The following is a 13,036-nucleotide window of genomic DNA, read 5'->3' on the forward strand; positions in this document are numbered from 1 at the left end:
ACAATCAAATTAAAGCCATCGTGAAAAAAGGAATATAGGTAACGAGCATCAGCACGATAAACTGCACCAGTAAAAAGGGCAGTATTCCCTTAATAACACGTATCATAGGCGTATCGAAAGCATAGGAGGCAATAAACAAATCCATACCTACAGGGGGCGTTAAAAAACCGAGCTGCATATTCATAAGAAAGATAACGCCGGTGTGCACGGGATGAATACCGAAGGTTTCGGCGATCGGGATAATCAGCGGAGAAACAATCAAAATGGCCGAATAAACGTCCATAAGACAGCCTACTATAAGCAATACGCAGTTTAACAAAAACAAAAACAGGTATTTGGAACTTACAAAAGAAAGCACAAAATCGGACAAAACAGCCGGAACGTTTGCATCAAGCAGATAATATGAAAGGCCGCGGGCGGCTCCGAAGATAGCCAAAACACCGCCGGTAACCGGCAAAGATTCGACAATAATATTCAATGCACCTTTAAACGAATAATCTTTTCTTACCCAAACGCCTATACAAAAACTGTATAAAACGGCAAAGGCCGCCGCCTGAAAAAGAGAAAAAAAGCCGCTAAAATAACCGGTCATAATAAAAAAAGGCAATAAAAGTTCAAAAGCGGCGTGTTTTAAAGCCTTTAGGGCGTTTATCGGCGAAAAAGGAATGCGGTGTGTATCCTTGTCAAAGAAAATACCGAGAACAATCATTGAAACGGCTAAAATAGAGCCGGGAATAAGGGCTCCCTTAAACAGCTCAAATACATCTACCGAAAAATAATTCGTCGTGCCGTACATGATGATGGCAAGACTCGGCGGAAATAAAAGACCCAAAGCACCGGAAGCCGTGATTAAAGATTCGGCACGGTTTTTCGAATAACCGGAACCCGTTAAAACAATGGTCAAGAGGGAGCCGAGCGCCAAAATAGTGACACCTGAAACACCGGTAAAGGTTGTAAAAAAAGTAGTTACAACAACGGCGGCAACAAGAAAACCGCCCTTAAACCAGCCGAAGCAGGATTTAAATACGTCTACCAAACGGCTTCCCGCACTTCCCTTTGATAAAATATAACCGGCCATCGTAAAAAGAGGAATTGCCGCTATACTTTTATCCGTCAAAATGCCGTATGCTTCCAAAGAAAGCATTTCAACATAGCCGCCTCCCTGGGAAAAAGCGACATATGAAACCGCACTGATAACGATAAACAGGGGAACGCCCAAAAAAGCGAATACAATAATCAATAAAACGATATACGGAAATGCCTTTGCCGAAAAATCAAGCCAAAACATATCGAGAGCGGATAAAAAAGCGGGGCTTTCGCTGTTAAAAATATAATAAAAAAGCCCTCCTATGGGTCCTGCGGAAATAAGACAACCGAGTACAATACCCGAAATCGAAAAAACAATATTTTTCTTTTGTACGGTTGCCAAAACCAGCATGACGCCATAACTCAGAGGTAAAACGCCGAAAACGAATTGCAGCGGTATACCCCATACTTTTTCCTCGGGACCGAAAACGGCAAAAAATTCGGAAAAAGCCGAAAAAAACAGAGCCGTAAGAACGAGGGGAATAACGGCGGATTTTAAAGCATTGACAACCTTTTTTACGGGCAGGGGGGCAAACTCGTCAACGGCCGCAATACAAATATGTTTTTGCGTACGCCACGTTATAATAGAGGTAAAACAGGCAAACAAAAAAGCCGTATTAACCATCGCCCCTTCAATACCCAAAAGGGGGATGCGGAACAAGCGCTGTGAAATAAGTTCCGCAAAGGGTAATAGAGACAGGAGGGCAACCAAAAAGACGGACAGTATATTTTCCGTCTTTTCAAAAAGGTTCGTGGCTTTACCGTCCATTTTTTGCCCTGTATGCTTCCAACAGTGAGCTTATTTTGCGGTAAAAAGGACCGTTTATAACCGAATCCGGAATATTCGCCATTTTTTCGGCATCGACCCTAAAAGCAGCTTCCCATACGCGAAGCTCAGCCTGCGTAAGTTTTACCAAGGTACTGCCTTCGGCCCGCATTTTATCAAGATATTCGCGATCCGACTGCTGTTGTACGGCGCTGAATTTACCCTCGGCTTTGCGAACGGCTTCTTTTAAAGCCGCCCGGTATTCTTGCGGAACAGCCTCCCAAGTCGGTGTGGATACGATAAAAGCCGACATAATCGGGTTTAAAGGCACGTCTATAGCATAAGGCAATCCCGTATGATAAGTTGTCGCATAGGCATACATCGGAATGGAATAGGCAACCTTGATTCCGTTTGCACTTTTAATGCTCTGAAGCATTTTTTCGCCGGGAATATCTTCCATCGTAAAACCTGCGGACTTAAAAGCCGCCATCAACCCCGGAGAAGCAATGCCGGAAAAGCCCATTTTTGCCCTTTTTAATTCATCCGGCGTACGTATTTCGGTTTTTGTAAAAAAGTTTGCCCAACCGACATTAAACCAGCCTAAAAGCTCAAAACCTGCAGCGTTTACGGCTTTTTCAATGTCGGGATTTAAAACATCGAGAACATATGAAACTTCATCCTGATTTCTGAATAAAAAGGGAACGGTAAGCGTTAAAGCGTGGGAATCGGGAGTTAATTCATATACACCGATATTCGTAAAGATGGCGCCGTCTATGGGGCTTTTTTGCCCGGGACGCAGGGCTTTCATTTTTTTTATCACACCGCCTTCACCGCCTAAAGAGCCGGCATTGTAAAATTTAAGCTCTACCCGGCCGTTTGTTATGCGCGACCATTCCTGAGCCAACGCTTTTTGTTCTATATCCCAAGGAGAACGGGGAGGCGCCACCGAAGCGATTTTTACCGAAATCGGCTGCGCGCTTAAAATCGATAAAAGAAAACCGAAGATAAAAATAAGGGTAAAATGTTTTGTCTGCATACTACAATCCTTATCCCGCATTATTCCCATTCAATAAAAAAGTCGTCGCCGTGCGCCAAAAGCCATGAAGCTTTTTTTTGAGCGATAACAAGCGCAAGCCTGTTTGCGGGATCCGATTCAATATCAAAGGCAAGCGCTTTTTTAAGATTTTCTTTAAATCCGTCTACGTCCTGATTCGGCACGCAAAAGGAAGTCGCATAGGTAATGTAGGGAGACGGACTTTTTCCGCCCGATGCACGGAAAGACTCGGCGCTGGTAAATTCGGCACGTTCGATATTTCCGCCGAATTCGGCCGGTGCGAGGGCATAAAATGCGGTAAGGGCATCCCAAACCGCACCTCCGTTATAGTCACCGTCAAGAGAGGCCGCTTTTTCCAAAAGGGAAACAACGGCAGGAAGCGTTTTTAAACGCTCGGTATCCAGAGGGTCGGCGGAAAAAGCTCCGAGGCGGCCCGCTCCTGCCCAATACGCGGCACTTATATCCGATTTTTTCAAACGTTCCGTATAGGGCAAAAAAGCTTCGAGATTCCCGCCGTCAAGGGCTGCGGTAAATCCGGGATAACGCAGTTCCAATGAGCGAAGAGCATAGGAGGCGCCCCGCAAATAGTGAATTTTGGCCCTTTTTTGTTCTTCCGCCTGTAAAACATATTGCGATGCATCAAGACGTTCGGCGGGAGATTGCACAAAAGCATTTGCATACATTACATATAAAGAGCCGGTCATCACGTTCAATCCCTGATGACGGGGATTTCGGGCTGTAACTATTTCATACAGTTTTAACACGGTGGGAAAAAAGTCACCCATAAGAACGGTATCTTCTTCCCCGGTTAAAACAGGCATTAAGGAATTTCCCGGCTGCTTTACCTTTGCAGCCCTGCCCTTTTTATCCGCTCCGGCAAGGGTATCGGAAAGGCTGTCCAGAGCAATATGCTTTGTAAGAGTACAGCCTGTAATAAGTCCTATAAGGGCGGCAAAGAGACAAAACCTGCACAAGGCGGAAAACGCCGGGAAATTCTTTTTCATATTATCTTCCGTATGTTGCGATAAATACGCCAGCCGCAATAGCGGTTCCGATAACGCCTGAAACGTTCGGTCCCATTGCGTGCATAAGCAAAAAATTTGACGGATCGTATTCCAAACCGACCTTGTTCGATACGCGGGCAGCCATGGGAACGGCGGAAACGCCTGCCGAACCGATAAGCGGATTGATTTTTTCCTTTAAGAAAAGGTTCATCAACTTTGCCATAAGCAAACCGCCGGCAGTTGCAATCGTAAAGGCGAGCAGTCCCAAAATAATAATACCGACCGAGTTGGGGTTCATGATTTTTTCGGGAGTCATTTGCGAACCGACACCGAGCGACAAGAGAATCGAAACAATGTTCATCAGTTCGTTTTCGGCCGTTTTGGAAAGACGTTCCACTACGCCGCACTGCTTGATAAAGTTACCGAAGGCAAGCATACCGATAAGGGGTGCCGCCGAAGGCAAAAGCAGGATGGCGAGAATCAAAATCAAAATAGGGAACAAGACTTTTTCCGTTTTGGAAACGGTACGAAGCTGTTTCATCTTGATTTTGCGCTCGTGTTCGGTCGTTAAAAGCTTCATAATCGGCGGCTGAATCATCGGTACGAGGGCCATGTACGAATAAGCGGCAACGGCGATAACCGCCATCATGTGGGGGGCAAGTTTTCCCGACACATAGATGGAAGTCGGGCCGTCGGCACCGCCGATAATGGCGATTGCGCAGGCTTCAAGCATATTGTAGTCTACACCCGGTACGAGGTTCATCAGCGCAACCCCGAAAAGGGTAAAAAATACGCCGAGCTGGGCCGCCCCGCCGAGAAGAGCGGTTTTGGGGTTTGCAATAAGCGGCCCGAAGTCCGTCATCGCACCGATACCCATAAAGATGAGCATCGGGAAAAACTCGTTACCGACTCCCATATCGTAGATGATTTTAAGCATACCCGAATGTTCGGCGTACATACCGCCGCCGGGAATGTTTACGAATACGGTTCCGAATCCGATCGGAATAAGCAGGAGGGGTTCAAAGCCCTTTGCCGCACCCAAATAGATGATTAAAAATCCGACCGCCATCATTATAAGACGCTGCCAGCCGTATACATCATCCGATTTTGACGCATCCGTTAAATCGGGTACGTTTTCAACCCCGTTTATAATGGAATTGATACCCGTATTTTCAACGGTATTGCGAAGAAATTTGGACACGGAAATATCGGGTACGTTTTCCGAACCCTTTATTATAGCCGTACTCATTGTACGGAAAGAGGCAACCTCCCCCTCGCTGCCGCCGGCAAAAACCGGTATCACAAATGCGAACACGGCCGCGATTGCCATAATAAGCAGGGTCAGGCTCAGTACCTTTTTTTTATAATCGTTTTGACCAAGCATAAGATAAACTCCTACGGTTATTTAATTTCGGCAAGGGCCTGTCCTGCATTGATTGCAGTCCCCGGGGAAACCAAAAAGTGTACGCTTCCGGCAGCGGTTGCTTTAACTTCCAATTCCATCTTCATGGATTCAATCATAATGATTGTTTGACCGGGTGTAACCGAAGCGCCTTCGGCAACGGTTCCCTTTAAGTAGGTTCCCGCAACGGGTGCGTTGATAACCGTACCGCCTGAAGGGGCGGCGGGAGCGGGAGCTGCCGCCGGTGCGGCTTGCACGGGAGCCTGTACGGGAGCGCCGCTTCCGATGGTTGCCAATACCTGACCTGCGGTGATAGCCGTTCCCGCAGCTACACTGAAGTGAATGGGGCCGTTTCCGGTTGCCTTTACTTCAAGCTCCATTTTCATGGATTCAATCATAATAACCGTTTGACCTTCGGTAACGTTTGCACCGTCGGCAACAAGCTGCTTTAAAAGGGTTCCGGCAACGGGAGCCTTTAATTCAACCGAACCGGATGCAGGGGCCGAAGGAGCTGCCTGAACGGCACCGGCGGCACCGAATGATACGTTGTAAGCCGTGCCGTTTACGTTGATGCTCATCGTGTCTCCTGCAGGGCCTGCGGTTACATTGTAGGGAGTGCCGTTTACGTTTACCGTATAGCTTCCGCCTGAGGTATTGCCGTTGGATGAAGCCTTGGCAACAACGAAAGAATCCGAATTAACCGGGCCGTTTGCTCTTTCTTTAAAGAATTTGGGAGCAACCTTCGGGAACATGGCATAGGTTAAAGTGTCTTCAACGGAACCGTCTCCGCCGTGTTCTTTTGCTTCGGCTTCCATTTTATCCCATTCGTTCGGAATAAGATCGGCCGGGCGGCAGGTAACGGCTTCTTCCATTTGATTTTGTTTAAGCGCTTCTTTTACCAAATCCGCATTCGGAGCGGCGGGCGTTTTTCCGTAGCGGCCGGTTAAAAGGTCGCGGGTTTCCTGTGTCAGTTTTGTGTAGCGGCCGAACAAGACGTTAAAGACGGCCTGAGTTCCGACAATTTGACTTGTCGGCGTTACGAGCGGAATATAACCGCAGTCTTTTTGTACAATCTGAATTTCTTTTAATACTTCATCGATTTTATCGGCGGCACCCTGTTCTTTTAACTGGTTTTCCATATTGGAAAGCATTCCGCCGGGAACCTGCGAAGCCAAAATACGGGTATCGGCACCTAGAAAACTCGATTCGAATTTTTCGTATTTTTTGCGGATTTCGCGGAAATAAGCCGCAATTTCCAAAAGGGGTTTGATTTCCAAACCGGTATCCATATCGGTACCCTTGAAGATTTCGACAAGGGTTTCGGTCGGACTGTGGGAAGTTCCCATCGACATGGAAGAGATAACCGTATCCAAAATTTCGGCACCGGCTTCGGCCGCCTTCGTTAAAGAAGCAACGGACATTCCCGTTGTCGAGTGAGAGTGAATTTCTATCGGAATGTCGACCTTGCTCTTTATGGCCTTTACCAAATCGTAGGCTTCAAAGGGTTTAAGCAAGCCCGACATATCCTTAATACAAATCGAATCCGCACCGAAATCGGCATAGGATTTTGCCAAATCGGCATACACTTCCTTTGTGTGATAGGGAGTGGTCGCATAGGAAATAGCCATTTGAACGTGTTTTCCGGTTTTTTTCGCCGCATCGGCTGCACGTTTTAAGTTGCGCGGATCGTTACACGCATCGAAAATACGGAAAATACCGACACCGTTTTTAGCGGCTGCATCGACGAATTTATCGACCACATCGTCGGCATAGTGGCGGTAACCTAAAAGGTTTTGGCCGCGCAAAAGCATCATAATGGGCGTATTGGGAAGCTTTGCGTGCAGTTGACGCAGGCGCTCCCAGGGATCTTCATTTAAAAAGCGAATACATGAGTCGAAGGTTGCTCCTCCCCACGCTTCCAAAGAAAAATAACCGATTTTATCCAGTTTATCGCAAACAGGCAGCATATCCGCAGTTGTCATGCGGGTAGCATGCAGTGACTGGTGGGCATCGCGCAGCACCAAGTCCGTAAGTTGAACCTTTTTAGCCATAAGTCTCTCCTAAGTTTAGAAATCGTTTTTCAGCTGTTTTGTTTTTCACGCACGGCTGCCGCAATTGCCGCAATAACTGCCGTATTCGTTCCGTTTACACCTTGCGCAGGAGCCGCAGTATTTGCCGTGTTTTCTTCCCGATCGAGTTTCAACAGTTTGATCAGCTTTGAATTCAAACTGATGAAAATAATCATAATAATGAGGAAGGAAAATACAACGCCCATACCGAGTAAAGTCAAAATCAAACTTTGGCTCAGCATTTCCGTTATTGTCATAAAGCCTCCGGATCACGGTTGTCCGAAAACACCTTCTTTTCGGACAACCTTATAGTTATTTTAATTGTAACGGAAATATAAATCTTGTTCAAGAAGCGAAAATACATTATAATACCGATATGATTGAATATTCGTTTCTATGGTGCTGTGCGCCCTTTTTTGCCGCTGCAGCCTTTCACCTGATATCCTGCCTTGCGGGTAAAGAACGGTATGCCGACCTTTCAAAAGTTATCCTTATGCCCCTTCTTATAGCGGGTATCGCCGCCTTTTACATTATCCGTTTTAAAGCGGGACAGCCGGCGGAAGGTTCAATCATTCCGGTTATACTTGTCTGTACGGCTTTGGCGGCCGGAAATGCGGGCGATATTTTTTTATTGGGAGATGTTAAACCCTCGACAATGATAAAGGGCTTGTGTGCTTTTTTAGCCGGACACTTTCTTTACATTGCGGTACTGTCGATTTTTGTTCCCTTCCGTGCCCCCTCTTTTTTATTCATCCTGATTGCCGTAGTCTTGTACTCAGCGGCTTTATACCTGAGCTGGCTGGCGGTCAAAAAACCCCGCGGCCTCATAGGAGCCGGAGTGCTGTTGTACGGGGGCATACTGGCGGCATTCAGTATCCTCGTGTTACTGCGCATTGCCGGTTTTACATATGCTCAAGATGCTCAACACCTTATCGTCCCCCTCGTTAAACTGTATACGGGAACCCTTTTGTTTCTTGTATCGGACAGCGTTTTATCGCACACTATTTTTATAAAACCCTTTTTTCAATCGCGCTTTGTAGTAATGTCTACATATATAGGCGCACAGTTTTGTATTGCATGGGGCTTTTGCTCTTTATTCTAATATATTACGGAGGTTATTGTGACAACGGAAGAAATTAAAAAACGGGCCGAGGCCTATATTCGCGAAGAAAAGGATGCCGATTTCCGTACGGAAGTTGAAGAATTGCTGAAAAAAGGCGATATGGCCGAACTGACCGAACGCTTTTATCAAAATCTTGAATTCGGAACGGGAGGCTTACGCGGTATTATCGGAGGCGGCACAAACCGCATGAACACCCTGATGATTCATAAAGCTACCCAGGGCCTTGCCAATTACTGTATCAAAGCTATGAGCGAAAAAGCCGCCAAGGGAGAACTTAAAGCCGCAATCGCCTACGATTCTCGCCGTTATTCGGACGTTTTTGCCGAAGCCGCCGCCTGTATATTCGCCGCAAACGGCTTTACCGTCTATTTGTTTACCGGTCTTCGCCCCACTCCGGAACTTTCATACATCGTGCGCGAATACGGCTGTACAACGGGCGTTGTCGTAACCGCATCGCACAACCCGCCCCAATACAACGGCTACAAGGCGTATTGGGCGGACGGAGCTCAGGTAACGCCTCCGCACGACAAGGGCATTATCGACGAAGTAAACAAGGTAGAGTCGGTACGCATGATTTCAAAAGACGAAGCCGTTAAACAGGGAAAGATAATCCTTGTGGACAACGAAGTCGATGAAAAATACTGGACTATGTGTAAAAATCAACTATTCCGCCCCGCCCTGATTAAAGAAAAAGCAAAGGAAGTTCGGGTTGTCTACACGCCCCTTCACGGAACGGGCGCCATGCACGTTGAAAAGGTTTTGGGCGATTTGGGCTTAACGGTCATCACCGTTCCCGAACAGCGCAGCCCCGACGGAAACTTTCCGACAGTCGAAAAGCCCAATCCCGAAGAAGCGCCCGCCCTTAAGATGGCGATTGACTTGGCAAAAAAAGAAAAAGCCGACGCGGTTATGGCAACCGACCCCGATTCCGACCGCTTCGGAAGCGCCGTTCCCGACTCGAAGGGAAATTGGACTTTGATAAGCGGCAACCAAATGGGTGTTTTATTTGCCGACTACATAATCTTATCGCGCAAAGAATTGAACAAAATGCCGCAAAACCCCTCAATCATCCGCTCAATCGTTACCTCTCCGATGGTCGATTATATCGCCAAAGCAAACGGCGTTCATGTAGACGAATGCTTAACCGGTTTTAAGTGGATCGCCTCGGTTATGAACGGATACGACGAAAAGAAAAACCGTAATTACATCTTCGGCTTTGAAGAAAGCTACGGCTACAACGTTGAAACGGAAGTCCGCGATAAAGACGGGGTTTCCGCCTCTGCAATGTATGCGGAGATGACCCTCTATTGGAGCTCGCAAGGGAAAAGCCTTTTAGAGAGATTGGAGGAATTATACAAAACACACGGCTATTTTGAAGACCGCTCGATATCAAAAAACTTTTTAGGCGCTTCAGGCGGTGAAACCATGAAAAAAATCATGGCAAAACTGCGCGCCGAAGGCTTAAAAACGCTCGGCGGAAAAAAGGTGGTTAAAATTCGCGATATCGGAGACGGAGTTGCATACAATCCGGAAAACCCGGGTACACGCGAAAAACTGGACTTACCCTCAAGCAATGTATTGCAATTTTTCCTTGAAGACGGAACGATTGTAAGCGCGCGGCCGAGCGGAACCGAACCGAAAATCAAATTCTATATAAATGCCGTTATATTGAACGCTCCTTCTTTGGACGAAGCAAAAAAAACCGCGGAAAAGCTGTGTTCGGCCATAGAAAAAGAAATTCAGGCAGTGTTGGATGCGGCATAAAATAAAACCTGCCGACCTCGTGAAAATGTTTGAATCGGGGGCGGTGTTTACCGCCTTCGATACCGAAACGACCGGCTTGCATCCGTCAAGCGACCGCGTTATAGAAATAGGCGCGGTTAAATTCGATAAAAACGGCCTTCGGGACACGTTCAATATTTTGATAAATCCCGAGCGGGCTATGCCTGCGGGGTCGTTTAAAGTACACGGCATAGATGATGAGATGCTTAAAACCGCCCCCCTTTTTGCGGATGCCGCAGGCGGTTTTTTGAGCTTCATTGAAGGAACGCGCCTTGCAGCCCATAATGCGGGCTTTGATGTGGATTTTGTAAATACCGAACTTGCCCGCGCAGGCTTGAAACTTATAGGAGAGCCCTTTATACCCGCAGCCGATACGGTCTACCTTGCACGAAAACTGTTTCCTCAGCTTGAAAAGCACAATTTGCAGTTTTTAGCCCAAAGCTTTTCGATTCCCGCAGGACAGGCTCACCGCGCATTGGACGACGCCCTTGTGTGCCGCGAAGTATTTTTGCGCTGTATCGCCGAATACCGCACAAAACATCCCGCGGAAAATATGTTGTTTTAATTAAAACAATCCCCTATCCCCGCGGGGCCTTGGCGGGGTCTATGGGGGTTCCGTTTTTAAAGACCATCAAATTGATGAGGTTTTTGCCCGATATGGGGTCGCTTCCGATAACGCCGAGCTGCTGGCCGTAATTGACCTGCTGTCCCTTTGCAACCGAAAGGGTATCGAGGCCGGTATATACGTAGATAAGGCCGTTCGGCGCCTGTACAAAAACCACTTGACCGAAGCCGCGGTATACCCCGCTGAACATAACGGTACCGGAGCGGATTGCGGTAACATGCTCGTTTTTTCCGCCGGTTAAGGCAACGCCCGAAATTTTACCGGAAACATAGAGAACTTCACTTGCCTTTACGGGCCATACCAGATTCGCATCCCCCGTTTTTTTTGTGTAAGAGCGCAATCCCTTGTCCGAATCGATGAGGGCAGGAGGTGCGGAAACGGAAGCGTTTGATCCGGAAGCTGCATTTGCAAGGGCCGCTTCCGTTGAAGCGGATGAAGAGGAAGAACCGGAGACTGCAGGATATACAGCGCCTTGAGCGAGGCTGCCGGTTTTTGACGGCACCTTTAATTTTTGAGAAGTTTTTAACACCGAGTTTGATGAAAGGCCGTTTATTTCGCGCAGTTCTTCGATACTTATATCATAGCGCCGGGCAATACCGTAAAGGGTATCGCCGGCTTCGACCGTATAGCTTTCATAGGTTATTTGACGCGGTACTTTTTTTGCGGGAATAGTCAGTTTTTGTCCGGCATATAAATCGTTTGCGTTCATGGCATTGGCGGTTTTGATTTCATCAACCGTCACACCGTATTTTTTTGCAAGCGAATACAGGGTATCTCCCTTGACAACGGTATGCCGTATATTTTCGCCGTATAAAGCGGCGGTACACATACATAAAACAATAGCTATGCGGGTAAAAACTCTCATATCCATATATTCGGCATTTTTAAAACGGATATTTACAGAAAAAAGGAGAAAAAAGAAGCGGGTTCAAAACCGTTGATGATTTTTCCTTTAGGATACAAGTCCAAAAGGTTTTTTCTGCCGTTTTCCAACTGCATCGAAGTGATACCGTAACGTATTGAACTGTCGGCTTCCACAAAGGCGGCTATATGATCGGCAATGCGTACCAAACGCCCGTCAACCGGTGAAAACCTGTCTTCATTATAGAGAGTGTTTAAGTCTTCAAACGAAACCTCACGAGATTCTCCGTCAACAAGCACTCTGTTTTCAAACTCATCACCGGTAAAATACATAAGCTCATCCGCATAAATATCTTCCATAAGCGGCTTTAATTCATTTTCGACGGTTTCGGCTTCTATAAGCTTTACAATCGACGGCAGGGTGTCGGTTGCCTGCTTTACCGGCGATATAATGTCGCGCGTTACCGCTTCGGGAAGGTCGTGAAAAAGTCCTGAAAAAAAATTGTTAAAACGCCGCTTCGGGCAGAGGCTGAAAGAAATGCCCATGTCGGCACAGGATTTTTCGTAGCGCCGAGCCAATAAAAGGGTAACCAAAGCGACAAAAAAAGAATGCCCGAGAACGGTTGTTTTAGGTACGCGCGGGGTTTGGTTCCATCTCACTTGAAAACGGAGCTGTTCAAGTACCATTAAAAACTCATAGGGCCTCTGCTTTGCAACCAAAAGCTGCAAGCCTTCCAAATCCAAAAAAGAACGTATATCCGCATTTAATTCTTTTTCGATGTTTTTTAAACGGTATCTTTCGTTTACGCCGGCAATCATTTCGAATTCGCGCAATGCCGAAAATTTATGCGCCGCGTTAAAAATACGCGCACTTATATGAGTTTCTTTTTCACTTTCGGTTAAATAGGCATAAAAACGATTATATAATTCATCGTCTTTTATTATATCCTTATATTGAGAAGCAACCCATTCATTTAAGCGCCGATACTCGTCGGGATATTCGGTGCGTATGCGGCGCTGCAGGGGTGATTTGATGTCGCATAAAGCTATTTTTCTGAAAAGCTCGAATAAGGAGGCGTAAATCATCCAATCCCAATCGACGGCGTGCCCCTTTTCTTCTTCGAATTTACCGATAATATAGGCCAGCACCATTTTTTCGGCACTTTTATCCATTTCGATCAATTCAAAGGGGCGCACCAAATCGGTCCAGCGCTCTATCGAAAATCCTTCAAACAGCTTTAAAATCAAATCCTTTGTAATCATT

At 46.7% G+C, this 13,036-nt stretch carries 11 protein-coding genes; 3 read left to right on the top strand and 8 right to left on the bottom strand.

Features of this window, described 5'->3' with window-relative positions; genetic code table 11:
• Positions 1–4 precede the first annotated feature (4 nt).
• Genes V1L52_RS08080 through V1L52_RS08105 form a run of 6 tightly spaced genes read right to left on the bottom strand, consistent with a single transcriptional unit; the run spans position 5 to position 7,638 of the window.
• Complete coding sequence (locus V1L52_RS08080; protein ID WP_428768602.1) at positions 5–1,855, bottom strand: TRAP transporter large permease subunit; 1,851 nt, start codon at positions 1,853–1,855, stop codon at positions 5–7.
• The gene (gene dctP, locus V1L52_RS08085) at positions 1,845–2,888 is read right to left on the bottom strand and encodes a TRAP transporter substrate-binding protein DctP (protein WP_428768604.1); all 1,044 of its coding nucleotides are present in this window, start codon (positions 2,886–2,888) and stop codon (positions 1,845–1,847) included. The genes V1L52_RS08080 and dctP overlap by 11 nt, the downstream gene beginning before the upstream one ends.
• Before the next feature lie 20 nt (positions 2,889–2,908).
• Positions 2,909–3,910 (bottom strand): TRAP transporter TatT component family protein, encoded by a 1,002-nt coding sequence (locus tag V1L52_RS08090; protein WP_428768605.1) that lies wholly within the window; start codon positions 3,908–3,910, stop codon positions 2,909–2,911.
• Position 3,911: 1 nt separating this feature from the next.
• Positions 3,912–5,294 (bottom strand): sodium ion-translocating decarboxylase subunit beta, encoded by a 1,383-nt coding sequence (locus tag V1L52_RS08095; protein WP_428768607.1) that lies wholly within the window; start codon positions 5,292–5,294, stop codon positions 3,912–3,914.
• A 17-nt stretch (positions 5,295–5,311) separates the two neighbouring features.
• Positions 5,312–7,363 carry a sodium-extruding oxaloacetate decarboxylase subunit alpha gene (oadA, locus tag V1L52_RS08100; RefSeq protein WP_428768608.1) on the bottom strand — a complete coding sequence of 684 codons (2,052 nt, stop codon included), beginning with the start codon at positions 7,361–7,363 and terminating at the stop codon, positions 5,312–5,314.
• 29 nt (positions 7,364–7,392) lie between these two features.
• Complete coding sequence (locus V1L52_RS08105; protein ID WP_428768610.1) at positions 7,393–7,638, bottom strand: OadG family protein; 246 nt, start codon at positions 7,636–7,638, stop codon at positions 7,393–7,395.
• A gap of 119 nt (positions 7,639–7,757) precedes the next feature.
• On the opposite strand from V1L52_RS08105, the gene V1L52_RS08110 reads away from it, so the two are divergent.
• From V1L52_RS08110 to V1L52_RS08120, 3 genes are read left to right on the top strand one after another with little or no spacing between them, the layout of a single operon-like run.
• Positions 7,758–8,483, top strand: coding sequence for a lysoplasmalogenase family protein (locus tag V1L52_RS08110; RefSeq protein WP_428768612.1), 726 nt, complete (start codon positions 7,758–7,760; stop codon positions 8,481–8,483).
• Between the two features lie 18 nt (positions 8,484–8,501).
• Positions 8,502–10,268: a phospho-sugar mutase gene (locus V1L52_RS08115; protein ID WP_428768614.1), complete on the top strand. Its 1,767-nt coding sequence runs from the start codon at positions 8,502–8,504 to the stop codon at positions 10,266–10,268.
• The gene (locus V1L52_RS08120) at positions 10,258–10,851 is read left to right on the top strand and encodes a 3'-5' exonuclease (RefSeq protein ID WP_428768616.1); all 594 of its coding nucleotides are present in this window, start codon (positions 10,258–10,260) and stop codon (positions 10,849–10,851) included. Before V1L52_RS08115 ends, V1L52_RS08120 begins: the two co-directional genes overlap by 11 nt.
• A gap of 13 nt (positions 10,852–10,864) precedes the next feature.
• Here the strand turns inward: V1L52_RS08120 and V1L52_RS08125 are convergent, their stop codons facing one another.
• Together V1L52_RS08125 and V1L52_RS08130 are read right to left on the bottom strand one after the other, a co-directional pair.
• Positions 10,865–11,782 (bottom strand): LysM peptidoglycan-binding domain-containing protein, encoded by a 918-nt coding sequence (locus tag V1L52_RS08125; RefSeq protein WP_428768618.1) that lies wholly within the window; start codon positions 11,780–11,782, stop codon positions 10,865–10,867.
• Positions 11,783–11,808: 26 nt separating this feature from the next.
• A complete protein-coding gene (locus V1L52_RS08130; RefSeq protein WP_428768620.1) occupies positions 11,809–13,035 on the bottom strand; it encodes an HD domain-containing protein in 1,227 nt (408 codons plus the stop codon).
• Position 13,036: the final 1 nt, after the last annotated feature.

The organism is Treponema sp. HNW (assembly GCF_050320395.1).
Taxonomy (GTDB): domain Bacteria; phylum Spirochaetota; class Spirochaetia; order Treponematales; family Treponemataceae; genus Treponema_C.